The sequence below is a fragment of the Sporosarcina ureae genome (assembly GCF_002109325.1).
Taxonomy (GTDB): Bacteria; Bacillota; Bacilli; order Bacillales_A; family Planococcaceae; genus Sporosarcina; species Sporosarcina ureae_C.
In genome coordinates, this window is the sequence record NZ_CP015348.1 from 2,657,131 (window position 1) to 2,681,604 (window position 24,474).

The window sequence follows — 24,474 nt, forward strand, 5'->3', positions numbered from 1 at the left end:
ATACTAGTGATCTACTCATAACTTACTAGGAGGGCCAATAAAGTGAAGAAGTCTGCAAGTATTGCGATGAAACTCTCAGGATTAATTATCGCATTATTCTTATTACTGTTTTTAGTATACTCAGTCGTTACAAGTGTCATGTTACATAAGCAAAGTATTAAAGATGCCGAGGAATTTGCATTAGAAAGTGCAAACAAAAGTTCACTCGTACTGAGTGTGAAATTAAAAGAAACGAATGAAATGCTACGTACAACTAGTCATATACTAGAAACATTACAAGCAACAGGTGATATGCATCCCAATGAAATCATTCGAATCATTAAGAACAATTTACAGAAGAATGATGACGCAACAGGTATGGCAGCTGTAGTTAACCAATCTGCATTTTCTGAAGGGGAAGTTATACCCAAAAATCTTCTTGATGAAAATCAGCAATTCATTCCTTATATCTTTAAGAAAGACAATGCGACTGAAGTTGAACCATTAAGTGGAATGGATGATCCCACAGCGAATAGCTGGTATACCGTTCCGAAAAATGAAGCGCGCTCCATTTTGACTGAACCCTATGCATATGAAACGAACGGTCAAACAATTCTCATGACTACTATTTCCGTCCCGTTGATAGATGCCTCAGGAAATTATTTTGGTTTGTTGACTACTGACCTATCAATTGATTTCTTGACGGATGTAGTAAAAACCATTAAACCAGAAGGCGGTTATGCTTCTATTATTACCGATGCTGGTTTTATTACGGCAAACAGCCTGAAGCCTGAATTGAACGATACCAATATGGCAGATGCGATTGATTGGAATTCTGCTAAAGTCGTACTCGATAAAGGTGAACTGACAAGTACTTATGTAGACTCCCAGAGTTTAGGCGAAGAATCATTTAATGCTTTTGCACCTATCAACTTACGAGATATTAATGAAAAGTGGACAGTGCAGACCGTGACACCAAGATCGGTTATTCTAGATACATTCAATACGATCTTATGGATTACGATTATCTCAGCTATTGTGATTGTTTTGATGATGTCAATCGCATCAACAGGATTTATTTATCGCCAATTAAGACCTTTAAAAACGTTGCAGAAATCAATGGAAACAGCTGCTGCAGGAGACTTAACTATGATGGTAGATGAACAGAATCTACATCGCGATGAGATAGGATTAGTATCACTCGCTTATAATGATATGCTCCGCCAGACTAATGCAGCCTTGCAAACAGTCCAACAGTCTTCGGTTCAATTAAGTGACTCATCATCGCAAGTGACACATGCTTTTGAAGAGCTAGTAGCTGCGAACCAAGAAGTATCGGTAGCGACAGATGAAATTGCACAAGGCGCATCAAAACAATCTGAAGATACAGAAGTGACAAGCCTACGAATTTCAGACTTGGCAGACCGCATGGATCACATCCATACCATGTTTATGACGATGAATCAGTTATCTACAGATGCTTCTAATTCTGCGGAGAATGGAATGTCGGAAGTGAGAAAACTGCGTGATCATAATACGTCAGCGAATGAAATGAATAAAAAAGTACAACTTCAAATCCAGACGCTGACAAATAAGATTTTATCTATTAATCAGGTCATTCAAACATTGCATGGTATTACGGCAAGTACGAATTTGCTAGCGCTCAATGCGAGCATTGAAGCAGCACGTGCGGGTGATAGTGGTAAAGGATTTGCAGTGGTTGCCAATGAAGTGCGTCAGCTAGCGGAACAATCTCGCAGAGAAACTGAGGTAATTCAAGAAACTGTAAAAGAAATATTATCAGAATCGCGCCAGACGGTTGAAGTGATTGATCTAAACATGAAATCAATGGATGGTCAAAATCAGTCCGTTACGGATACGGAAGAATCCTTTGTACAAAATGCGGGTATCACCGATCAAATACGCGAGTCAATTACGGATCTATCTGAGAAGCTTGCTGAAATGATGGAATACAAAGATGAAGCTATTTTAGCTATCCAAAATGTTTCCGCTATTTCAGAGGAGACGGCCGCGTCATCTGAACAAGTGAGTGCATCAGCTGCCGCGCAACAAGGTGAATTGGAAAATGTGGCAGACTCTACGAATCAGATGAACCAAATTGCAGGAGAATTACGAAGTGTTGTGGATCGATTTAAATTATCATAATGAATAATGTGAGAAACAGAAGTGGCATTGTCCACTTCTGTTTTTATCTGTCTATATACATTGTTACATAAGCTTTGTATCGTAAATAAACAAGGAAATAGAATAAAAGACTTACTAATATTACATGAGAGAGTTGAAGCCAAATGGTACGTTTATTTAAAAGAGATAAAAAACAACTAGCAACAGATAAAGACCAACATCCTGCACAGTATAGTGTCGGTAGTATATCGTTAGAAAAATATCCTGATATAAAACAACAACTGCGGATGATTAATCTAACAGAGTCAGATTTGAAGTATCTCTCCTGCATGCAAGAACAAATACAACCTGTATTACCTTTGATGACGGATCGTTTCTATCAAGCAATGGATGGACAACCTCAACTTCTGCATATTATTGCGGAACATAGTAGTATGGATCGCTTGAAAGGTTCCTTGACAAAACATATGCAGTCAATATTTCGTGGAACGATTGATGAAAGCTATTTGAAGCAAAGACGAATTATCGCGAAGGTCCACGTACATATCGGTTTGGAGCCAAAATGGTATCTAGCAGCAGTTGAATCATTGTATGAAGAATTTTTCTCTTTTGTTGAACAAGTAGACATGCCGAAGAAAAGACAATTTAGTACATTGCGTGCTTTTATGAAGGTTATGAACTTTGAACAACAGTTAGTTTTGGATGCGTATGAAGAAGAAAATGCATTGAATCGACAAAAGGTTGAAGAATCGAAAACCGTTGTGAAGAATCAAGTATTGAATACGTCCCAGAATCTAGCAGCAATTAGTGAGCAGACGAACGCATCGACAGAAGAGTTATCCGATAAAGCACGTATGCTAGAAAATATGACGATCCAAAGTCTTTACTTTATTACGGAGACAGAAAACACTTCATTGGCGGGGAAGGAACTAGTAGTCACTCAATCTGAACAATTTGCGCAAATAGTCGAACACATGGCAGATTTTACTACTCGGATGAAGGCGCTACATCATTCTTCTGAACAAATTCAAGGTGTAGTGACGCTTATTACTTCTATAGCCGACCAAACAAATTTACTTTCATTGAACGCCGCAATTGAAGCAGCGCGCGCAGGGCAACACGGCAAAGGGTTTGCTGTAGTTGCGGCTGAAGTGCGAAATTTGTCGACAGAAACGAAACAAGCGATTGGTAAAGTGACCGGCATGATTGAGGAGACCAAAACGAATATCACTGAGATGGCAAATTTCATGAAATTGATGGAAAAGCTGATTCAAGAAAGTGCAAAAGAAAACGAACTAGTGACGCAATCCTACGATGAGATTGTTCAAGCGGTAACGGGAATGAAAGTACAAACGGATGAATCACGAGTATCCATTGAAAACACTGTTCAGATCTTGGAAGAAATCAATCAAGCAATTGAAATAATCGCCCATTCTTCAGACGGGTTAATTCAGTTAGCGGAAGACTTATAAACTAGAATGTCATTCTAGTATGCATACTGCTCGTCATTTGGTACACTGAGCAAATAATAAGATCATTATGAAGGCGGGTGTATCAATGGAAGAAGCAGCACTGATTAGCATTGTAGCCATTTTAGCACTCGGTATTTTCTCGCAATGGCTAGCGTGGAAAATCCAATGGCCATCTATTTTCATCATGTCGATTGCAGGCTTATTAATAGGTCCGATCATGGGGTGGGTAAATCCAGAAGTGGCTTTGGACGAGCTGTATAGTCCGCTCATTTCACTAGCTGTTGCTATTATTTTATTTGAAGGAAGTTCCAATCTAGACTTTCGGGAAATAAAGGACATTTCGAAGTCTGTTTTCCGAGTTGTTACATTGGGTGCATTTTTAGCATGGATTTTAGGTTCTTTTACAGCACATTATATTGCGGGATTAACATGGGAAGTGTCGTTCATCATTGGAGGCCTATTTGTAGTAACGGGTCCAACCGTCATTATTCCTTTATTACGTAATGCAAAGTTAAAAGCGCGAACCGCTGCCGTACTTAAGTGGGAAGGGATTATCGTAGATCCTGCTGGTCCGTTGCTTGCGTTGTTTGCATATGAAGTGATCAAGGTATTGACGAATGATCATTTATCGATGAATTACTTATTAAACTTCTTTGGTGGTGCTGCACTTGCTGCACTTCTAGGGTTAGTAATGGGATTATTGATTAGCGTCATGGCTAATAGAGGTCAATTTCCTGAGTACTTGAAATCACCCGTCATTTTGGCGTTTGTGTTGCTGTGCTTTACGATGGCAGAAGTCATTATGCACGAAACGGGTATGCTTGCCGTAACTGTGATGGGGCTGGTTTTGGGGCGCTCGAAGCGCTATGTTTCATCTATTGGAAACGTCGGTCATTTTGTTGAAAATGTGTCCGTCATGTTGACGTCTACAGTCTTTATTTTATTAACAGCTTCGCTCGCAAGAGAAACGATTGCGCAGATATTTACATTACCGATTATAGGATTCGTGTTGGTTATGCTGTTTGTTGTTCGACCATTATCGATATGGATTTCGACGATTGGTACCGAATTGGTCTGGCGAGAGAAGTTGCTCATTGGCTGGATTGCGCCTAGAGGAATTGTCGCATTGACTGTTGCTGGTTATTTCGCTTCGACACTTGCAGAAGATGGTTATGAAGAAGCTACTTTGCTGACAGCGTTGACTTTTGCTCTCGTGTTTATTACGGTTACTGCGCATGGATTTACGTTAGGACCGCTAGCGAAAAAGTTGAACTTGGCAAGTAATGAACCGCCAGGCGTGCTCATAGTAGGCGCAAGTAGTTTTTCAATTCAATTAGCTATGCAATTAAAAGAAATGAATATCCCGGTATTGATAGTCGATCCTTCACAAGGACGTTTACGCCCTGCGATTGAAGCGGGAATTGACACGTTCATGGGTCAGATGTTATCGGAACGATCGAGATTCTCTATTGATTTGGCACCGTATGATACGATTCTGTCGATGACTGGAGATGCCTCTTATAACGCATTGATTACACAATCGTTTGCGCCAGAGTTTGGATTTAACAATACGTTTTCCCTTACGGCTGTTTCCAATCATACAATGAGTAAGTCGGCATTGCCGATTTCGCTGAAAGCTCATTTGTTATTCGAAGAGGGCGCAACGTTCCCAGAGCTAAACCGCAAGATTAATACGGATTATGAAATTGGTTTGTTCGAGTGGGAAGGTACGGATACTGATTTAGTGTTTAAGGAGATTATTCCGGAGACGGCGACTGCGTTGTTTGTGAAGAAGAAGAATGAGACGTTGGTTTTTGCTACGCTTCAGAAGAAGATTTCGTTGGATGCTGGTGATCAGTTGGTGGTGTTGAAGTTAAAGCAAGGGGTTCCGGCTAATTCATAAGTAAATGTGGCTGTCAAAGTGAGTTTCTTGCTTTGGCAGTCTTTTTTATGTGGGGTAGGGGTGTTGCTCGACGTTACAGATAGATTGGATCGTTGCTCGAGTTTGGCTTGGTCATTGAAAGTAGTGAGGGTCATGCTTTGGACTCGCGCAGGCACGTGGGGGATTGCCTCCAGCCATGAGCCAACTAGCGGTGGAGCTGCTAGCTGTCTCATGGCCACGGCTTACCCCGCAGTTGTGCCTGCGCTACTGAGTGGGAACCAAGTTAGGTTGTTGTTTATAGAAGATGAAAACCAGTGACTGGGTGATACCTTTCTTCGGTGTTGGAAAAGTACAGAACAGATAGATTGGATCGTTGCTCGACATTGGCTTGTGCATGGAAAGTAGTGAGGGTTCTCGTGCTTTGGACTCGCGCAGGCACGTGGGGGATTGCCTCCAGCCATGAGCCAACTAGCGGTGGAGCTGCTAGCTGTCTCATGGCCACGGCCTACCCCGCAGTTGTGCCTGTGCTACTGAGTGGGAACCAAGTTAGGTTGTTGTTTATAGAAGAAGAAAACCAGTGACTGGGTGATACCTTTCTTCGGTGTTGGAAAAGTACAGAACAGATAGATTGGATCGTTGCTCGAGTTTGGCTTGGTCATTGAAAGTAGTGAGGGCTCGTGCTTTGGACTCGCGCAGGCACGTGGGGGATTGCCTCCAGCCATGAGCCAACTAGCGGTGGGGCTGCTAGCTGTCTCATGGCCACGGCCTACCCCGCAGTTGTGCCTGCGCTACCAAGTACTTATCAAGTTTGTTTGTGGTTTATAGGAGATAAAACCAGTAACTGGGTGGTACTAGTTCCTATTCTTGCAAAAGAAGAATCAGAACTGACTTACACACTATTTAACGAAGGCGGCTGCACGTGGTAGGCGTAGTAATGAGACAGCCAGGCGCACTTCCTGTCTGGCTCATTGCGGTAGCCATCCACCACCGCCGAAGTGGCGGCAATGATCGCCCTACTTACATTGCCAGTCAAAGTACTACCCCTGCACAAAGCAAAAAAGAGTAGGGGGTTGCAAAAATAACTACCCAACATCGTATCCTACTTACCTGTACGAACAAATTATCCGTGTACTAGAAAAACAAGTAACTGAACCGCCCTACACCCAGTCTAACGAAGGCGGCTGCACGTGGTAGGCGTAGCAATGAGACAGCCAGGCGCACTTTCCTGTCTGGCTCATTGCGGAAGCCATCCACCACCGCCGAAGTGGGGCCAATGCCCGCCACACTTGCATAGCCAGTCAAACCACAACCCCTGCACAAAACAAGGAAGAGTAAGGGTTTGCAAAACAACTACCTACCATCGTATCCTACTTACTTCTACCAACAAATTACCCGTATACTCGCACGTCACCAGCACTACCCCTCACTACGCACATTCAACACAGTTAATTCCTCACTATTCTTCAACAACTCAATAAAAACCTGCAACGCCTTCGTTTGGAAAGGGGAATTCGTCACAATGGAAAAATGACGTTTAAATGGCGTTCCCTTTATAGACAACGCCTTCATATCACCGTAGTGCAACTCTTTTTGGATCGCCCACTGTGACAGCAAACTCACGCCAAGACCTGCTTCCACGGACTCTTTAATCGGTTGGGTACTACTAAACTGCATAATACGTTTCGGATAAAATCCTGACTGATAGAAGAATAGTTCTGCCGCTTCGCGTGTACCTGATCCTTCTTCGCGCAACAACCAAATATCATCTTCTAACTCAGTAATGGATTGACGTCCTTTTTTCTGTGCAAGTGGGTGATCGACGGAAGTGACGACGTACATTTCATCTTCTGCAAAATCTTCATTCTGCAAAGGCGCGGCTTCCTTAAAGTGTCCCTCGATCAAGCCTACATCGAGCTGGTGAGTGATGACTAGTTCCGCAATGTCTGCTGTATTGCCAATCGTCACTTGCGGTTCGATCAATGGATAATCCGCGACAAGCTTGGACAGGATGTGTGGAAGAACATACTCTCCAAACGTATAGCTGGCACCGATCGTAAGTGGACCACTTGCTTTGTTAGCTAAGTCATCAACTAAATTCTGCATTCTAGAATACAGTCCGATGATTTCTTTTGCGTGATGATAGACAATTTCTCCAGCTTGATTGAGCCGCACGTATTTATTAGTCCGCTCAAGTAGTCGAACGCCAATGGATTCTTCTAATGAACGGATATACTGACTGACAGCGGGTTGTGTCATATGCAGTTCTTCCGCTGCTCTTGAAAAGTTCTTTTTCTCGGCTACTTCGATGAATACTTGCAGTTGCTGGTCGATGACAAAGCAACTCCTTTCCATGTATATCGTTTTACTTATCATACCTATTATAAATTGTTATTTCTCTTATAGCGAATGCTTTTATATACTTGTGTCAGGAGGTGATGTCATCGTGGTTACTTCAAAAATGATTCCGGAACAGCATGAACCGAAACATCCATCCAAATGGGTATCATGGGTCGGTGGAATAGCATTTACATTCTTCATTGCATTTTTAGGGTATTTATTAGCAAAGGTACCAGGTTTCGATCATATCGGACAACTGGCATGCGCAATTATTATCGCGGTAGCATACCGTCAAATCTTCGGCTATCCTGAAATAATCCGAAGTGGGATCGCATTTTCATCGAAGCGTTTACTACGTGCTGCTATTATTTTATATGGGTTGAAATTAAATATAGATACAGTCTTAAGTGACGGTCTTGGCTTACTCGCTCGAGATGTAGGGGTCATCATTTTTGCCATCTTCATGACGATCTGGCTTGCTAAAGTATTTAAAGCAGATAAAAATATTTCCTTGCTCTTAGGGGTCGGAACAGGGGTCTGTGGCGCGGCTGCCATTGCTGCAGTTGCACCAATCATTAAGGCAAAAGATGAAGATACCGCAATTGGTGTAGGAATTATCGCGTTAATGGGTACCGTGTTTGCGATTGGCTACACTATTTTACGTCCGATCCTTCCGCTTGATTCAATCGAGTACGGAATGTGGGCAGGAATCAGTTTACATGAAGTGGCGCATGTTGCATTAGCTGGTGCACCTGCAGGAGAAGACGGTTTAGCTATAGCTTTACTAGCCAAGCTCGGTCGTGTATTCCTATTAGTACCACTCTGCTTTATCTTGATTTTCATAATGAGACGCAAAAACAAAGATACTGACGAATCGGGTGCTAAAATAGAGTTTCCATGGTTCTTAGTAGGATTCATTGTCTTAAGTGTCCTCGGAAGCTATGTATTCGGACATTCTATTCCCGTTTCTGACAACGTAATGGAAGGCGTCTTCACACTGACCACATGGTTACTGACAGCGGCTATGGTAGGACTTGGACTAAACGTCAGTCTACGAGACTTAAAAGATCGTGCGATGCGTCCGCTAGCTGCTATGACAGTAACATCCATCCTACTATCCGTCATCGCGTACTGTATTATTTAATAGATTATTCCAATGAAGGCCAGCAGGAGAGAACATCTCTTTTAAGCTGGCTTTTTTGTTGACTTTATTTAGTCCACCCCCTAAACTATTAATTATTGGTTTAGGGGGTGGACTACTTTGAAAGATCAACTTCAAGAAGCAGTAGAATTATTTGAAGAAGTTATAATTTACGGAACGGAACATGTTGTAAAAAATTTGGATGTGCCGATTTGGAAAGACTACTCTCCAGAGCAAATCCAAGTACTAAAAATTCTTTCTGCCTATGGCTATCTATCTAGTGGACAATTGGCGGAGATTCAAGGTGTACATAAAAGTGCCATTTCGACACGCCTTAAGAAACTCGTCGAGAAAGATCTTGTCCAGTCAGAAAAAGATCCAAACGATCAGCGGATCAATCGAATCTCACTGACCGCAAAAGGTCTTGAAGTACTGTCTGTCTCAAATGCAGCAATATATGATAGTATCGAAAAATTGTTCGAAGATCGTATAGACGAACAAGAACTGGAACAATTCATTGAAACATTCCGTAAATTAAAATCGATTTTAGTAAAGAGGGGGAGATAACGAGTGAAAACTGTATTGAAATTCAAATGGCCTATAGCGATAGGATTAGTTGTGCTGACTGCCGTATTGTTCATACTTGCACCTGATTTAGCGAAGCAAGCAGAGAAGGCAGGATCATTCCAATTGCTCGATTCGGCAGACTCGCAAAAGGCTGCGCAAATGTTAGAAGATGCAGGGCAAGCAGATGAAACGATTTCGTTAGTATATGATTTAGAAAAAGCAGCAGATCAAACAAAGAAAAAAGAAATTTCAGCTGCAGCTAAAGAAATTAAGAAAGTTAGTGAAATCGTAACAGATGTCTTAGATCCATTTGAAAGTGAAGAAATGGAAGGGCAACTTGTTTCAAAGGATAAGAAAACCGTCTTGCTTCCGATTACTGTAGACGGTACGCAAGAAGAAGTTATTCAGTTAGCAGAGAAAATCGAGAAAGATATCGTATCAAAAGATGACAAAGTCTATATGACAGGTGAAGCCATCATTAATAATGATGTGAATGAGAGCGCGCAAGAAGGATTGAAAAAGACGGAAGTGATTACCGTTGTATTGATATTTGCTCTCTTGCTCATTGTATTCCGCTCGATTATCACTCCATTCGTACCGTTAGTGGCGGTGGGAATTGCCTATTTATTAAGTCAATCATTCGTGGCGTTTTTCATCGACTGGTTTGGATTCCCAGTCTCGAACTATACACAAATATTCTTAGTGGCAATTTTATTCGGTCTTGGAACAGATTATTGTATTCTGTTGCTAAGCCGTTATAAAGAAGAATTACTTGCAGGCCATGAAGTGGAAGAAGCGATTATTAACACCTATAAAACAGCAGGTCGTACATTATTTATCAGTGGACTTGCAGTGTTTATCGGTTTCGCAGCAATCGGTTTTGCAGATTTCCCGATATTTAAGTCAGCAGTTGCGGTAGCTGTCGGGATTGCCGTATTAATGCTCGTTCTATTCACTGTTGTTCCATTATTGATGTCTATATTGAAAGGCAAGCTATTCTGGCCAGCTAAAGGGGCCGCTTCTCATAAGGACAGTAAATTATGGATTGCGTTCAGTAAAGTATCCGTCATGCGTCCACTACTTTCCATGTTGATTGTAGCTATCATCACGGTTCCGCTACTGTTGACGTATGACAATGTTCTCTCATTCAATACAGTAGATGAAATTGATGGTAGCAAAGAATCTGTCATTGGGTTGAACCTCATTTCTGATGCATTCGGTGAAGGGGATTCATTGCCTGTACAAGTATTACTGAAGAAAGATTCTCCAATCGTTAAAGAAGGAGACGTTACGTATTTGGAAGCTATTTCTCGTGATTTAGAGAAAGTAGATGGCGTGAAAAGTGTCCGTACTGTTACACGTCCGACTGGTGAACTATTAGAAGACTTATATGTAGATCACCAAGTTGGCTTGATGGCGGACGGCATGCAGGAGGCGAATGATGGTATACAGGAAATTCGTCTAGGATTGGCAACTGTACAATATAATTTGCGAGATGCAGCTAACCAACTACCTTCCGGTGGAGCGGGTGGCGGTAGTGGATTAATCCAAGCGGCAAATGGTATTGAGCAAATCAACGGTCAGCTCGCTCAGATTTCGGGTGGCTTACAACAAGGTTTACCAGCAGCCCAAGCAGCTGGTGGATTGGATGCATTAGGAAATGAATTGGATAAGATCAGCAGCGGTATCGCAGGAGCAGGATCACAAATTAACCAAAGCGGTTCACAAATCGGCCAATTAAAAGGTGGTTTGAAACAGCTTGGTAGTGGCGTGAAAGCTTCGAAGGACGGGTTGGCTGAAGTGACTACAGGACTTCAGGAGATTGCTGGTTTGCTCGCTGATATGGCGGATACGAAAAGTGTGCGCGATACGGGGTTATTCATTCCTAAAGGAACGCTTGATAATGAAGAGTTCACTCCAGTGATCGATCGTTACACATTCGACGATAAAAAAGGAATCTTGATGGAAGTCATACTAGAGGAAAATCCTTATTCACGTGAAGCGATTTCTACAGTTCATGATATTAAAGATTCAGTGAAGCGTTCCGTTATCGGCACACCATTTGAAGATGCGGATTTAGCGTTCAGCGGTATTTCAAGTATTAACTCGGATTTAAATGATATTTCGTCAGCTGACTTTACGCGTACCGTAGCGATCATGTTAATTGGATTGTTCGTTGTGTTATTCGTTTTATTCCGTTCGGCAATCATGCCGCTTTATATGATCGGTTCGTTATTGCTGACATACTATACGGCGATTTCGATTACAGAACTGATTTTTGTCAACGGTCTAGGTTATGACGGAATTAGTTGGGCTGTTCCATTCTTCGGATTCATCATGCTCATTGCGCTCGGTGTAGACTACTCGATCTTCTTACTCGATCGTTTCCGCGAAGAGAGTATCGGGGGTATGAAGATCAAGGAAGCATTGATGTATTCAATGGCGAAAATGGGTACGGTTATTATTACAGCAGCCGTAATCTTAGCAGGAACATTCGGTGCCATGATGCCTTCAGGTGTTTTGAGTCTCGTACAAATTGCAACTATCGTTATTTCGGGATTATTGCTATATGGTTTAATTATTTTGCCATTGCTCATTCCAGCAATTACGGTTTCATTCGGACGAGGTGTCTGGTGGCCGTTTAGAGGATGAAGTAAAGACGCTCGGCTATAATGGCTGAGTGTCTTTTTTGTCTATGTTTATATGACCTATCTAAGTGGGTAAATAGAGTGAAAACGATTAGACAGGGGATAGCTCATGATGAAGTTACATACAGGATCATTATATTGGGAATCGACTTTTGAAAAAGAAGGTTTTCCGAAAACGGAGCGTAAAGAGTTGTATGACGTGGCGATAGTAGGCGGAGGGATGTCAGGTGCACTCACTTCGTACGTTTTGTCGAATGAAGGCTACTCTATTGTGTTGATTGAACAAGAAGATGTAGGTGGAGGAAGTACGTCAGCCAATACCGGGTTATTGCAATTCTCCAATGATATTATGTTACACGAACTGATGGAGCAAATAGGTGAAGAAAAAGCAGTCGAGTTTTATAAAGGCTGCAAAGAAGCGATGAAGAATTTGAAAGACGTGGCGGAACATGCACCGTTTGATGTGAATTTCCATTCGCGTGAAAGCTTATATTATGCGAGTACGGAAGAAGATGTAGCAAGATTGCGTAAGGAGTTCGAAGCGCTACAAAAATATGATTTCCCTGTCGAGTATTGGGAGCCAGAAGATATTGAAGCACACTTCCCATTCTCCCAACCAGCCGCTATTGTGACAGAAGGGGATGCGGAAGTAAACCCTCTACGTTTATGCATGGGTGCAATCCACTATGCGTATGAAAAGGGTATGGATATATTTGAACATACTGAAGTGCTGGGAATTCAGGATACCGAAGAACGCGTATTAATAAAAACGACAGATGGAGAATTTCAGGCAAAGTCCGTTATTGTCACGACGGGTTATGCACCGACTCCCGATATGTCGATCCCTCAGAAAGACTTAAAAGTGACGTATGCAATTGCTACTCAGCCGATCGATGATTTGTCATTCTGGCATGACCGTATGATGATTTGGGAAACGAAACGACCTTATTTGTATATGCGATTAACAGATGAAAATCGAATTGTGGCGGGTGGTTTGGATCAGAATATGGACACACTACCTGACTCACAAGAAGCGATAGATAAGAAGTTTTCACAATTAAAACAGGAATTACAAGACTTGTTCCCGAATCAGAAACTGGATTTTGAATACGAATGGACTGCACTATTTGGTGAGTCGACAGATGAATTGCCAGTAATCGGTCGCCATCCATTTGAACCACATATCTATTATTTGATTGGGCTTGGTGGTAACGGAACCGTGTATAGCATGCTCGGTGCTTATTTACTGCGTGATGAATTGGCCGGTATATCAAATTCGAATGAACCGATATTGGAAATAGAACGCTAAAAAGGTAGCTGGAGACTATTCTCCGGCTACCTTTTTACTAACTATTAACTTGTATCATTTGTAAATGGCCGGGTAAGACAGTAATTCTCTGTGTAGTTTCTTCATAAATTTCCCCATCCATGTCTACTTTACTCCCAATAGGATCTACTATTTCTAATGACTCTACTTGTATATATTCAAGTTCAGCTAGTTGCTCATTTTCGACGAGAGGATCTTGTAATGCAAATAGTTCTTTAAAGGCAGCGAAGTTAGTGTCTTTTACGATCAGTAAGTCTAATTTGCCGTCGAATGGGGACAATGGCGCGATAGGTAGCTCAGTTGTACCAATAAAGCGTCCATTAAGCACAAACAATAAAATAGCTTCACCTTCTAATTCCGTGTCAGTAGATCGAATTTTATAGTGAAAAGGTTCTGTTTGTTTGAGAGTGCGCAATGTACTGAGCACATAACTAATTGAACCAAAACGTTTCTTTTCTTCGGGCTTAATGTTTTCTGACGTCTCTGTAACTAATCCAATGCCCCAAAAGTTCATGAAGTAGCCCTCACCTACTTTGCCGACATCTGTTTCGATAATTGATCCGTTAAGTACTCCAGTGGCTGCTTCATTCAGTAGCTGAGGGATACCTAAAGATCGACTAAAATCATTTGACGTACCACCGGGCAATATGGCTATGATCGGTCGGACAGAAAGTGGCGCAATGCTGTTAATGCATGTATGAACAGTGCCATCACCACCGAGTATAATGAACAAGTCGACTTGATCACTATATTTCACGCAGGCTAGTTGGAGTTCTGCTTCAGAAGCTGAGTTCAGTACAATGAGTTCGTCGACTGCTTGCGCAAATATGTGAAGCGTTTCAGAAAGTTTCTGTGTCATGTTATCTTCTCCGGCGGTACAGTTATATATAAACAATGCTCGTTTGAAATGAAGCATAGTCTTCACTTCCTTTTTACTTTATCATTCCCGAATTTCAGATGTAGAAACTAGGAGACGATGAACCCGTGTTTTTCATCATGCGTCAAAGTTTCCCGCTTGAATAGTAGTAGGTAACAAAAATGGAAAGGAGGTTATTCTATTCGAATCCGAGGGAATAGTAGAAATATAAGGAGTGAGTAGTTATGGAAATTTATACAGTTGGGCATTCCACACATACGGAAGAAGAGTTTTTAAAATTATTGGACGATGCCGGTATTCAGAAACTAGTAGATGTTCGGGCATTTCCCGGCAGTCGCAAATTCCCACATTTCCATGAGGATCGAATGAAAGAATGGTTACCTGCGCATGGCATTGCTTATCGACATTGCGAAAAATTGGGAGGACGTAGAAGAAAATCCAAAACCGTTGATAATGAAGTCAATGAAGGATGGAATAATCAATCCTTTCACAATTACGCGGATTACACATTGACTTCTGAATTCCAAGAGGGAATCGACGAATTGATGAAAGAAGCTTCAGAAAAGCGCATCGCAATATGTTGTTCAGAGCGTCATCCGGCAAGATGCCATCGCTTATTAATTAGTAATTGGCTCGCCACACATGGTTGGAATGTAAAACATATTATTGATGGACCTAAGGAAAAGACGTTAATTGAAGATCATGAAGTAGGGAAGTGGGGGGCTGAACCGATTGTGTTAGATGATGGGGAAGTGACGTATCCTCCAGAACCTAGTGAAGAAACATAAACTAAGTGCCCTTTATTTAATAGAAGGGCACTTAGTTTTTACAGTTATTCGTATAATGTTTTGTCATGCGAACCGTCCGCGTGGAAGATATTTAAAACTCCATTGTGTTCATTGACATATTTTTTAGCTTTTTCGAGCAATATTGATTTAGTTTCTTCTTTGAACATCACATGGTCACTTCCAGTCTTACGAAAAATCCACTCATTCTCTCGTGGTTTCACTTCATAGTGAGGACGACCTTCGCTTTTGCCTTCGACATACTCATGTGCTTTAGCTGTCGCAATGGAAATCGCTCGTTCTTCGGAATAGTTTTCATCCAACAACGCGTTAGCAATTTCAATGGCTTTCTCTCGTACTTCAGAATTTAGGTTCTTTAGTGAAGTAGGATAATTACTTTTACTCCATGGCATCTGTAAACACCTCCTGTTTCACAAATTCCCTTTCCTCATTAAAAATAAACAGCGAAATAAAAACAAAGCTCCGCGGTCAACCCATGGCCGCGGAGCTTTGATTATGTACACGCTCTTCGACGAAGCGGTACAAACTATTCGACTTTACTTCTTCGCTATCACAAATCCAGCTGCACCAAACTTCAACCCAAATCCATTTGTGCAGTTGCTGTTACTAGTAGTATAACCTATCAAAAACGTAATAAACGTAAATCATCAAACTGTGAAAAATGTCATCTTTCTGTAGTCTTTGGCATGAAACTGAGATATATTACAAATACCTTACACGAACCTTTCATTACATTATATTATGCCATTTCACTCCGCTATATACATAATAATCAGAATATTCAACTACATTAATTTTGAAATGAACATAGTCGCAATACCAAAATAAATCAACAATGACAATATATCATTAATAGTTGTAATCAAAGGACCTGAAGCGACTGCAGGATCTACTTTGAGTTTATTAAGGATCAACGGAATCACAGTACCTGCAATCGTTCCGATAATAAGTGTGACGACTAAAGAAGAACCGACTACTAATCCAAGTGTAAAACTGCCTTGCCATATATAAGCAATCACTGAAATTAAGGCACCACAGACTACACCTAGTATGATTCCAACGATTAGCTCCCGGAATATTAAATGAAGGGATCTCTTCATTGTCATATCTTCAGACACAAGCCCACGCACTACGACTGCTAGTGACTGTGTACCTGTATTGCCTGTCATACCTGCAATCATCGGCATAAAGAACGCGAGAGCTACAACGGCGTTAAGTGTATCTTCGAATTTAGAAATGATACTTCCCGATACCAATCCGATAAATAGCAACAGGATGAGCCAGGGGAGTCTACGGTATGCAGCTATAAGTGGTTTTGTATTGAAGTCAATGGATTTACCAGAAGCAAATAACATTTCTATGTCTTTGTTTGCTTCTCTAACAACTAAATCGAGTACTTCATCCGTACGAATAATTCCAACTAAAACGTCCTGTTCATTCACAACAGGTAGTGATACAAAGTCATATCGACCGATCATTTTGGCTACGTCACTCTGATCAGTTGTATCCAAAACTTTTGCTACACCTGTTTCCATAATTTCCGTAACACAAACATCTGCCTCCGCAAGTAATAAATCACGGTATGAAAGCACACCAATTAATTGTTTTTCGTCATTAATGATATAAACGTAGTTCAAGTAGTGAGCAAACGCTTCATAATGCTTGAGCTTTTCAATCGTCTTCTCAACGGAGTAGGACTGATGAATCCATACATAGCGTGTTATCATAATTCGTCCAGCAGAATCTTTTGGGTACTTTCGGCGCTTATGGATATTCTTTTTTTCTTCTTGACGCATTTTAGCTATCAGTTTTTCCACTTGTTTATCTGGAAGATCAGATAATAGACAGGATAAATCATCACTTTTCATTTCGTCTAAAAGTTCTGTAGAACGAATTGGACCTACTAATTCAAGTACTCTCAGTTGTTCACTTTTCGATAAAAAAGCCAGCATATGAATCAGTTTATCTTTATCTAATACTTCTAAATACACAGTATGTCGTTTTCGGGGCAATCGTTTATACTGATCAGCCACTTCTTCAGGCTTCAGTTCGTCAATAGCTTTTTTTAAAGACTCAACATTGCCATCTTTGATCAGTTGTATAATCGCTCGTGAAACATCATCTTGATCACGTGTCACTGGCATCTAGCGCACCTCACTTATTTGTAAATAGTTATAGTCCTTCATTCTTTCCCTTATATAGTAGGGTAGAAACCAATTTACTCAATATGTACAATAAAAAAAGCCTCCTAAGAGACTTTTTTAGATAAATTATTATAAATGATCTTTATTAGCTGGTTTTGGATCTGTTAATGGATCATAACTGTGGTCCTTAGCAAATGGGTTCGGATCAATCAATGGACTAGATTCTGAATTCACATGTGTATGCGTATGTTCAACTGTTGGATCGGTTGAATACGTGGAATGTGTATGTGTAACTGGATCATATAGATCTGAATCGATTAGAACTAATATTTTACCGTGTTCAAAATGTTCATTGTAACGATGGGCTTCTTCTTCGGGAATTCCCATGCCGATTAAAGCTCCAGCAAGTCCCCCTATTCCTGCTCCAGCTGCGGCACCTGTAATACCTGCCACGATAGGGCCTGCTGCAATGATTGGTCCAACGCCTGGAATAGCTAGAGCCCCAATACCCGTCAAGATCCCTCCGACTCCACCAATCAAACCGCCAGTAGCGGCACCGGTTGCTGCTCCTTCAGTAGCGTGAGTCTCTGTTTGTTCAACTACATACTCTGACTGGTCAGGGTCTTTACTAATGATAGAGATTTCATCTGCAGTGAATCCAAGATGCTTAAGGTTTTCAATTGCTGCAATCGCTTCTCTGTCCGTATCGTATGTTCCTACTACGTGTCGTTTCTTCATACATTAGCTCCTCCTTAGATTAGGTAGAATATGATCTCCGCGCTATTGATAAACTTACCCATTCTGATTCCTATAAAACATGTAGAATAGTTTGTGTGTCAAAATGTAATAAAGTTCATGTGTGTATATACCTAAATTATCTTTTAATTCATACGAGAAACATGTTATTTGTAACATTAGACTTACCGTTGTCATTGTATTGTTTTAGTGTTGTAATCTAACTGTAATATAAACTTGGTAAGCTGAGGCTATCAAATCGTTAGGGGTGGCATATTGAAGAAGTTATTATTTGCATTGACAGTAGCCATGTTAATCACAGTATTCACAAGCGGAATGAACGAAACATCTGCTGCGGCATCAGTTCATACAGTAAAAAAAGGTGACACACTATATAAAATTTCTCAACAACATAAAGTGTCGGTCTCTAATATCAAGCAATGGAATAACTTGAAATCAACAGTTATCTATCCAAAACAAAAATTACGTTTGGTGAAGTCTTCTAAAGTGGCTGCTAGCACACCAAAGAAACAAAACACACCATCCCGTTCAAATGGAGCGAGTGTATCTAAAGAACTTATGGTAAGCGCAACTGCTTATACAGCTCATTGTAATGGATGTTCAGGTATTACACGTACAGGATTGAATTTACGAAAGAACCCTAATTTAAAAGTAATCGCAGTAGATCCACGAGTTATTAAATTAGGAACAAAAGTTCACGTTGAAGGTTACGGATATGCAATCGCTGGAGATACTGGCGGAGCTATCAAAGGTAAGAAAATCGACGTATTTATTCCAAATAAATCACGTGCTTACCAATGGGGACGTAAAAATGTAAAAGTAAAAGTATTGAACTAATAAATCGAAAGCTCACATTAGCAGTTATGCCAATGTGAGCTTTTTTGTTTGAAAAATTATATTAAGGAGTACGCCTATTATTTAAAACAATAAATATCAACCCTTTTGAAGGGCTCTTTGCTAATGTTATACATACGTCATGACTTGATTTTTCCCGTTCTTCTTCGCTTGATAAAGAGCGAGATCGGCTAAATGGAATAAATCTTTAAAACTTTGTACATTATGCATCGTATTATCACCTAGACCAATACTTATAGTTAAGGGAATGGGTAAAATATCCGAGTTGGCTGATAGTGACATGACTTTTTCGGCCAGTAAATTAGCTTTTCTCTTTGCATCTTCTAAAGAGATATCTTGCATGACCAAAACGAACTCATCTCCGCCAAACCGTCCTAATAAATCCTCTTTTCTTATTTCATTAGAACAAGTATGCGCGACAAATTTAATCGCTTCGTCTCCCATGAGATGGCCAAACGTATCATTAATAGATTTAAGATTGTCTATATCGAAAGCTATACAGACAACAGAACTTCTAGTTTTCAATGCCTTTTTCAGCTTCAAATCAGTAGTTTCTTCCAGATACCTTCTGTTAAAAAGGCCTGTTAAGTAATCTATATTCTCTTTTGTTTTGCATGAAGCACTTTGTAAGCGGATTTGTAGTTCGAGTGCTGCTTTAACCCAGGTTATATGTTCCATTTCATGTAGTAATTCAATATATTCTTTCTGGATGATGGCTAGTTCATCAAAGTCACAAATTTTTTCAGCTAACTCAATTCTCTTTTGCTGTATGTCTTTTAATGAGGCATAATCATTCAACAAACTATCATTTTCTTTTGCGATTGTATAATAATGAAAAGCAATTTCGGGCTCGTCTAATAATTCATGAATCCTTGCTTTCAAAAATTTATAAAACACTTTCTCGCGAGGACAGTTGGATAGATCGGATAAATCGCTCACATAGTTAATACTATTTAGGGCTAAGTGAGCGTCCTGTAAATTTAAAGCGGATTCCATTAGAAATAAATGTGCCTGGATTAAATATAGTTCTCTTTCCACTTCTCTTGACTGAGCATAGCGTAATCCAAGACTTGCATATTCTAACGCTTGTTCATATTCACCTTTTTTGTTGTGTAAGTGGCTTAATCTTCCATACGCCATGCTAATGTGCGAGTGATCTTTTAAATCAAGTGCGCTCGAGAGCATATCTTTTAACACTCGCTCACCTCTATCGTAATCCGAAGCAAACTGACTAACAAGATATTGTAGATAATATGAACGCATCCAATCAGATTTGTTTCCATTCAATAGACAGTAGGCATGATGTTTTTCAATGTGGTAAAGAACTTTTTCGAAATTTCCAATGTAGTAATACGTGGAAGCCAAAATGTAATGTGCGGTTAAAATCACTTCGTCTATAGAATGTAATTCAGCTTTGTTTAATAACTGAGTTGCAAGTTCGATTGCTTCATAATACTTACCCGTGTTCAACGCATGATCAATGCCCGTAGAAATGGCAGTTATCTCATGTTCCCTGTTCATAGTTGCCCTCCTCCATAATAGGAAGTAATAGTATCGATTATAGTTCAAAGGATTTAATGAGTGATATAAATTATTAATACTATTATATCATCTAATTGCTTTTAAAGTGTATTGAAATATTAAGTATTCGATGAATATTCTATCAATAGCGTCTTTTTTATATATAGTCGATAGTTGTTTATACCCGACGCCTTAAAAGTATAAACGTCCTAATTCAAAATATGAAATAGGACGTTGGTTTATACAATATAAATTCTTAGTTGGACTGAATCTGCTTGAATAATGAAATAAAGTATTCTGGTTCTTCTTCAATCTCAAATGTAAACACGCCTTCATTCGTATGAAGATAAAATAATCCCGTATGTCCGGAAAATGGTCTGTAGGAAAGGTCGAATACGTGCTTCAAAAGAAATGTTCTAGAAGAAGTGGTGATACGATCTTGGAAAAGACAGATGGAATGATACGTTTTTTGTGTAGTTTGTTCCACGCGATCTACGACTCGTTGAACTGAAATATAGCTAAGCGATAGAATTAGCTGATCGCTCGAGTTATGCATTAGATAACCTCCTATTTCGCGATATCATAGCACAGATTAGTATGCTCATAAAAAGATAAGAAATACAATAAATCAAAACGATTCTATAGAACTACCTTTTGCGTAGGTGATTGATGAGACGAGCACAAGTCAACACTAGAAGGAAGACTATAGCACCAGTCATGTCTAAATATACATCTTGCATCGTTGCTGTACGGCCACCTGTAAAGTACTGATGAAGTTCATCAGCGCAAGCTAAAAGGAAAGTGAACAGGGCGGCTAGTACTAAGCGGCCTTTTCTATTGGGTAAAACCCAATATATTACCAGAGCTAAAAAACCAAAAGTGAAGAAATGTACAGACTTTCTAATTAAAAATTCAACAAAGTGATAATATCCACGTTCTTTAATAGAAATAGTTCGATCCCAATAAGTGAATTCCAACGTTGATAAAGTATGTTTACCAGGTTCATTTGGTAACAATTCTTGTAATGTAGAAACAAGCGATTGTTGTTCGTATGTCTGACTGGATGAGATCGCCAGTCCGATTAGTATTCCAATTAATATAAGAAGTGCGAGTAATTTTTTCATATTGGAATTGTATCACGAAAAGTGATTTGTGATGTAGGTGAGCTATATTTCAATTTATATAAACTCAGTTACATAGTTGTAATCTACATGTAACATGAAAGTTGTATACTTCCTATGGTTGGTAATTCCACAATCTGTTCGATGCATCCTGTAATTCCCATTACCAACACAGGAAAGGTATGCTAATATTTAAGTCGGGTAGCTAGTAATCACACTTTCCAAGATACTGTTATTTATTCTGGTAGTCTTAATGATTACTTTAGTATAAAGAGGGTATAAGATAAGGAGAGTGGTATTTTGCTGCTCTGCAACCAACCAGCATTAGCGTTTCTACAAATTATGAGGAGGAAATTATTTAATGAAATCACAATCAAAAAAGAAGTACAGCAAGTATCTAACAGGCGTAGCGTCAGCAGCATTAGTAGCATCAGCGGTGGCACCAGTTGTCAGTGCGGCAGACTTTAATGACGTAGTCGACACGAACTCACACAAGGAAGCAATTGATGCACTAGCAGCAGAAGGTGTTATCAATGGTTACCCGGACGGTTCATTCAAGCCTAATAAAACTTTAACGCGTTCTGACGTAGTAAAGTTAATGGGAAAATGGCTTGTATCTAAAGGTTACTCAATTCCAACAGACTATAAAACGAATCCACGTTTCACGGATTTAACTTCCAAGTCCAATGATGATCTATTGCAATCTGCTGCAATCGTTAAAGATAACGATGTATTCAGAGGGTATGAAGATGGATCATTAGGAGCTGCAGGATCAATCACGCGTGAAAACATGGCGGTTGTATTGGTTCGTGCGTATGATTCAGTGAACAAGACAAACCTACTAACATATGTTCAAGAACAAGAATTTGATAGAGATGTAGTGGATTTGAACAAAGCAAAGGCTGAGGCACGTACGGCAATTGATGTACTCGACTTCTTCGACATCACAAATCCAGCTGCGCCAAACTTCAGACCAAAAGAAACAACTACACGTGGACAGTTCGCTTCATTCCTATATAAAACTATTCAAGTTGAAGTACCTGGAACTGAAGAACCAGAAGCACCAGAAGTATCTGAAATCACTTCTGTAACAGCAACTGGCGAAAAAGAACTTGAATTAGTAGGTAAGAACTTACACACGTTGAAAGCAGAACAATTAAAGATTGAAGGAAATGAACTGGCTTCATTCAAAGCGAATGCAGACGGTACTAAAGCGACAATCGAATTAAAAAACGAACTAACGTCGGGTAAAGAAATGACTCTTAACTTGACGACTAAATCAGAAGTTGAAGGAGAAGACGATGTAGTCACTCCATTCAAGTTCATGTATGAGTTGAAAGTAGAGAAAGTTACAGCTACTACTACTCAGGTGAATGCTAATACAGCGGGCCAAAAATTAGCGTTCAACGTTGATGGCAAGCCGGTTGATATGAAGAAATTGACGGATGCTGGTTATAAGGTTGCGTTCCAATCTACTAATACTGGTGTGTTCTCTGAGCAGGCAACTGGTACGTTGAAGAAATTGGCTACTACCGATAATTTCTCGTATAAAGTTATCGTGACAGATAAAGATGGAAAAACTATTGAATCAGAATTAGTAGACGTCAAGGTAGTAGACTTTGCTAATACACCTTCTGAGATTAGTAAGATTTCAGTTGAGCAAGATGGAGTAACTGTAGAGAGTGGAAAGATTTCACTTGAAAATGGTGTAACAACATTGAAAGTTGAAGAAGCTATTGCGTTAAGCGGAGCGACACTTACAAATCCGACTGCGACATTTACTTCTTCTAATCCAAGCGTAGCAACGGTTACTTCAGATGGTAAAGTAACACCAATCAGTACTGGAGAAGTTACGATTGTAGCTAAAGTAGGCGATGTTACGAAGGATGTAAAACTTACAGTAGGTGTTGGTAAACGTGTTGCAAGCAGTGCTACATTATCATCAACTGAGTCTAAATTAATCAAAGGTGCAACACAAGGCACTAATGTAGTAGTTAAAGACCAATATGGTGACTTGTATGCTGGCAATGTAACTGTTGAGTCAAAAAATGCTGAGATTGCTACTGTTCCAGCAGCTACTTTAGCAGTTGCAGAAGGTAAGGCTACTGTGAATGTAAAAGGGATAAAAGCTGGAACTACAACTGTCCAAATTAAATCTGGAGATACAGTTCTAGGTAATATTGCAGTTGCTGTATCGGATGATGAAACAGTAGCTACTAGAAAGCTAGAAGCTATAATACCTGGAGAAGATTTGACAATTGACGCTATTAAAGGATCTAAGGATGGTAGTGTTCAATTAGCTTGGAAAAAGTATAATAGTCAAGGTTTTTATATAGAGGGTCATGCTATTGAAGACAAGTACACAGTATCATCTTCTAATGAAAGCGTAGCAACAGTTAGCAAAGACAATGCTACTGGTGAAATAACAGTTACTGCTAAAGAAGCAGGTACGGCAGATGTTCTAATCAAAGAAGGGGATATTGTAAGAGGTTCAGCAACCATTACAGTAGTTAACACTACTCCTGCAATTTCTTCTGTTGTCTTTAAAGACACTGAAGCAGTTACTGTTGCAGAAGCGTTAAATTTACCAATAATAGCACCAGACGGTATCAAGTTGACTTCTACTGAGTTTGAGCCAAAGATTGATGGAAATGGTTCAATATATATAAAAGGTGAAACTTCAAATATTGTCTTAGGGACTATTGCAACTAGTTATTCTGGTGATGCAAAAGATACTACTGACTTAAAAGTATCTGGCGGAAACGTTAGAGGTACAGTTAATGCGGGAGCTCAAGGTACGATTGTTGTGAGTGTTAAGAAAACAGGACAGTCTACACCAGTTGGAACAAAAACTATCGAAGTAAACGTCCCAAAATAATCAAAATCTATTCTAACA

Annotated in this window: 23 protein-coding genes; 15 read left to right on the top strand and 8 right to left on the bottom strand. The window is 40.0% G+C overall.

Annotated elements, in window-relative coordinates; translation table 11 throughout:
* Positions 1 to 42 precede the first annotated feature (42 nt).
* The 7 genes from SporoP32a_RS13085 to SporoP32a_RS16895 all read left to right on the top strand — a co-directional run bounded on the left by SporoP32a_RS13085 (position 43) and on the right by SporoP32a_RS16895 (position 6,544).
* Positions 43 to 2,145 (top strand): methyl-accepting chemotaxis protein, encoded by a 2,103-nt coding sequence (locus tag SporoP32a_RS13085; RefSeq protein ID WP_085428299.1) that lies wholly within the window; start codon positions 43 to 45, stop codon positions 2,143 to 2,145.
* Between the two features lie 143 nt (positions 2,146 to 2,288).
* Positions 2,289 to 3,596 (top strand): globin-coupled sensor protein, encoded by a 1,308-nt coding sequence (locus SporoP32a_RS13090; RefSeq protein WP_085428300.1) that lies wholly within the window; start codon positions 2,289 to 2,291, stop codon positions 3,594 to 3,596.
* 85 nt (positions 3,597 to 3,681) lie between these two features.
* On the top strand, positions 3,682 to 5,499 hold the full coding sequence (locus SporoP32a_RS13095) for a cation:proton antiporter (RefSeq protein WP_085428301.1): 1,818 nt from the start codon (positions 3,682 to 3,684) through the stop codon (positions 5,497 to 5,499).
* 6 nt (positions 5,500 to 5,505) lie between these two features.
* A complete protein-coding gene (locus SporoP32a_RS13100; RefSeq protein WP_085428302.1) occupies positions 5,506 to 5,796 on the top strand; it encodes a hypothetical protein in 291 nt (96 codons plus the stop codon).
* A gap of 23 nt (positions 5,797 to 5,819) precedes the next feature.
* Positions 5,820 to 6,059: a hypothetical protein gene (locus SporoP32a_RS16890; protein ID WP_157129984.1), complete on the top strand. Its 240-nt coding sequence runs from the start codon at positions 5,820 to 5,822 to the stop codon at positions 6,057 to 6,059.
* Positions 6,060 to 6,155: 96 nt separating this feature from the next.
* A complete protein-coding gene (locus SporoP32a_RS13105; RefSeq protein ID WP_085428303.1) occupies positions 6,156 to 6,404 on the top strand; it encodes a hypothetical protein in 249 nt (82 codons plus the stop codon).
* Positions 6,398 to 6,544 (top strand): hypothetical protein, encoded by a 147-nt coding sequence (locus SporoP32a_RS16895; protein WP_157129985.1) that lies wholly within the window; start codon positions 6,398 to 6,400, stop codon positions 6,542 to 6,544. The genes SporoP32a_RS13105 and SporoP32a_RS16895 overlap by 7 nt, the downstream gene beginning before the upstream one ends.
* Positions 6,545 to 6,894: 350 nt before the next feature.
* Here SporoP32a_RS16895 and SporoP32a_RS13110 read toward each other — a convergent pair whose 3' ends face one another.
* Positions 6,895 to 7,809 (bottom strand): LysR family transcriptional regulator, encoded by a 915-nt coding sequence (locus SporoP32a_RS13110; protein WP_085429082.1) that lies wholly within the window; start codon positions 7,807 to 7,809, stop codon positions 6,895 to 6,897.
* 127 nt (positions 7,810 to 7,936) lie between these two features.
* Here SporoP32a_RS13110 and SporoP32a_RS13115 point away from each other — a divergent pair, with 127 nt between their 5' ends.
* From SporoP32a_RS13115 to SporoP32a_RS13130, 4 genes are all read left to right on the top strand, one after another.
* Positions 7,937 to 8,959: a YeiH family protein gene (locus SporoP32a_RS13115; protein WP_085429083.1), complete on the top strand. Its 1,023-nt coding sequence runs from the start codon at positions 7,937 to 7,939 to the stop codon at positions 8,957 to 8,959.
* Positions 8,960 to 9,076: 117 nt separating this feature from the next.
* Entirely contained in the window at positions 9,077 to 9,523 is a 447-nt protein-coding gene (locus tag SporoP32a_RS13120) for a MarR family winged helix-turn-helix transcriptional regulator (protein WP_085428304.1), read from the top strand.
* A gap of 3 nt (positions 9,524 to 9,526) precedes the next feature.
* Entirely contained in the window at positions 9,527 to 12,175 is a 2,649-nt protein-coding gene (locus tag SporoP32a_RS13125; RefSeq protein WP_085428305.1) for an MMPL family transporter, read from the top strand.
* A 105-nt stretch (positions 12,176 to 12,280) separates the two neighbouring features.
* Entirely contained in the window at positions 12,281 to 13,480 is a 1,200-nt protein-coding gene (locus SporoP32a_RS13130) for an NAD(P)/FAD-dependent oxidoreductase (RefSeq protein WP_232319535.1), read from the top strand.
* A 37-nt stretch (positions 13,481 to 13,517) separates the two neighbouring features.
* On the opposite strand, the gene SporoP32a_RS13135 is transcribed toward SporoP32a_RS13130, so the two are convergent.
* Positions 13,518 to 14,357, bottom strand: a complete 840-nt coding sequence (locus tag SporoP32a_RS13135) for a diacylglycerol/lipid kinase family protein (protein ID WP_232319536.1) — start codon at positions 14,355 to 14,357, stop codon at positions 13,518 to 13,520.
* A gap of 242 nt (positions 14,358 to 14,599) precedes the next feature.
* On the opposite strand from SporoP32a_RS13135, the gene SporoP32a_RS13140 reads away from it, so the two are divergent.
* Positions 14,600 to 15,163 (top strand): DUF488 domain-containing protein, encoded by a 564-nt coding sequence (locus tag SporoP32a_RS13140; protein WP_085428307.1) that lies wholly within the window; start codon positions 14,600 to 14,602, stop codon positions 15,161 to 15,163.
* A gap of 44 nt (positions 15,164 to 15,207) precedes the next feature.
* Here SporoP32a_RS13140 and SporoP32a_RS13145 read toward each other — a convergent pair whose 3' ends face one another.
* Positions 15,208 to 15,573: a DUF2188 domain-containing protein gene (locus tag SporoP32a_RS13145; protein ID WP_085428308.1), complete on the bottom strand. Its 366-nt coding sequence runs from the start codon at positions 15,571 to 15,573 to the stop codon at positions 15,208 to 15,210.
* A 103-nt stretch (positions 15,574 to 15,676) separates the two neighbouring features.
* Here SporoP32a_RS13145 and SporoP32a_RS17365 point away from each other — a divergent pair, with 103 nt between their 5' ends.
* Complete coding sequence (locus SporoP32a_RS17365) at positions 15,677 to 15,799, top strand: hypothetical protein (RefSeq protein ID WP_255396870.1); 123 nt, start codon at positions 15,677 to 15,679, stop codon at positions 15,797 to 15,799.
* Between the two features lie 167 nt (positions 15,800 to 15,966).
* Here the strand turns inward: SporoP32a_RS17365 and mgtE are convergent, their stop codons facing one another.
* Together mgtE and SporoP32a_RS13155 are read right to left on the bottom strand one after the other, a co-directional pair.
* On the bottom strand, positions 15,967 to 17,325 hold the full coding sequence (mgtE, locus tag SporoP32a_RS13150) for a magnesium transporter (protein WP_085428309.1): 1,359 nt from the start codon (positions 17,323 to 17,325) through the stop codon (positions 15,967 to 15,969).
* Between the two features lie 129 nt (positions 17,326 to 17,454).
* Positions 17,455 to 18,063: a general stress protein gene (locus SporoP32a_RS13155; protein ID WP_085428310.1), complete on the bottom strand. Its 609-nt coding sequence runs from the start codon at positions 18,061 to 18,063 to the stop codon at positions 17,455 to 17,457.
* A 273-nt stretch (positions 18,064 to 18,336) separates the two neighbouring features.
* On the opposite strand from SporoP32a_RS13155, the gene SporoP32a_RS13160 reads away from it, so the two are divergent.
* Complete coding sequence (locus SporoP32a_RS13160; protein WP_085428311.1) at positions 18,337 to 18,918, top strand: 3D domain-containing protein; 582 nt, start codon at positions 18,337 to 18,339, stop codon at positions 18,916 to 18,918.
* Between the two features lie 126 nt (positions 18,919 to 19,044).
* Here SporoP32a_RS13160 and SporoP32a_RS13165 read toward each other — a convergent pair whose 3' ends face one another.
* The 3 genes from SporoP32a_RS13165 to SporoP32a_RS13175 all read right to left on the bottom strand — a co-directional run bounded on the left by SporoP32a_RS13165 (position 19,045) and on the right by SporoP32a_RS13175 (position 21,581).
* Complete coding sequence (locus tag SporoP32a_RS13165) at positions 19,045 to 20,457, bottom strand: GGDEF domain-containing protein (RefSeq protein WP_085428312.1); 1,413 nt, start codon at positions 20,455 to 20,457, stop codon at positions 19,045 to 19,047.
* A 256-nt stretch (positions 20,458 to 20,713) separates the two neighbouring features.
* The gene (locus SporoP32a_RS13170) at positions 20,714 to 21,013 is read right to left on the bottom strand and encodes a hypothetical protein (RefSeq protein ID WP_085428313.1); all 300 of its coding nucleotides are present in this window, start codon (positions 21,011 to 21,013) and stop codon (positions 20,714 to 20,716) included.
* Positions 21,014 to 21,104: 91 nt separating this feature from the next.
* Positions 21,105 to 21,581, bottom strand: a complete 477-nt coding sequence (locus tag SporoP32a_RS13175; RefSeq protein WP_085428314.1) for a VanZ family protein — start codon at positions 21,579 to 21,581, stop codon at positions 21,105 to 21,107.
* Positions 21,582 to 21,939: 358 nt separating this feature from the next.
* Between SporoP32a_RS13175 and SporoP32a_RS13180 the strand changes: the two genes are divergently transcribed.
* Positions 21,940 to 24,456, top strand: a complete 2,517-nt coding sequence (locus SporoP32a_RS13180; protein WP_085428315.1) for an S-layer homology domain-containing protein — start codon at positions 21,940 to 21,942, stop codon at positions 24,454 to 24,456.
* The last annotated feature ends 18 nt before the right edge of the window (positions 24,457 to 24,474 follow it).

Bases quoted from the DNA above. Each gene is read 5' to 3' on its own strand.
- SporoP32a_RS13115 (WP_085429083.1), top strand. From the start codon at position 7,937: ATGATTCCGGAACAGCATGAACCGAAACATCCATCCAAATGGGTATCA.
- SporoP32a_RS13090 (WP_085428300.1), top strand. From the start codon at position 2,289: ATGGTACGTTTATTTAAAAGAGATAAAAAACAACTAGCAACAGATAAA.
- SporoP32a_RS13135 (WP_232319536.1), bottom strand. From the start codon at position 14,357: ATGACACAGAAACTTTCTGAAACGCTTCACATATTTGCGCAAGCAGTC.
- SporoP32a_RS13165 (WP_085428312.1), bottom strand. From the start codon at position 20,457: ATGAACAGGGAACATGAGATAACTGCCATTTCTACGGGCATTGATCAT.
- SporoP32a_RS13145 (WP_085428308.1), bottom strand. From the start codon at position 15,573: ATGCCATGGAGTAAAAGTAATTATCCTACTTCACTAAAGAACCTAAAT.
- SporoP32a_RS13170 (WP_085428313.1), bottom strand. From the start codon at position 21,013: ATGCATAACTCGAGCGATCAGCTAATTCTATCGCTTAGCTATATTTCA.
- SporoP32a_RS13095 (WP_085428301.1), top strand. From the start codon at position 3,682: ATGGAAGAAGCAGCACTGATTAGCATTGTAGCCATTTTAGCACTCGGT.
- SporoP32a_RS17365 (WP_255396870.1), top strand. From the start codon at position 15,677: ATGTACACGCTCTTCGACGAAGCGGTACAAACTATTCGACTTTACTTC.
- SporoP32a_RS13130 (WP_232319535.1), top strand. From the start codon at position 12,281: ATGATGAAGTTACATACAGGATCATTATATTGGGAATCGACTTTTGAA.
- SporoP32a_RS13180 (WP_085428315.1), top strand. From the start codon at position 21,940: ATGAAATCACAATCAAAAAAGAAGTACAGCAAGTATCTAACAGGCGTA.
- SporoP32a_RS13175 (WP_085428314.1), bottom strand. From the start codon at position 21,581: ATGAAAAAATTACTCGCACTTCTTATATTAATTGGAATACTAATCGGA.
- SporoP32a_RS13140 (WP_085428307.1), top strand. From the start codon at position 14,600: ATGGAAATTTATACAGTTGGGCATTCCACACATACGGAAGAAGAGTTT.
- SporoP32a_RS13155 (WP_085428310.1), bottom strand. From the start codon at position 18,063: ATGAAGAAACGACACGTAGTAGGAACATACGATACGGACAGAGAAGCG.
- mgtE (WP_085428309.1), bottom strand. From the start codon at position 17,325: ATGCCAGTGACACGTGATCAAGATGATGTTTCACGAGCGATTATACAA.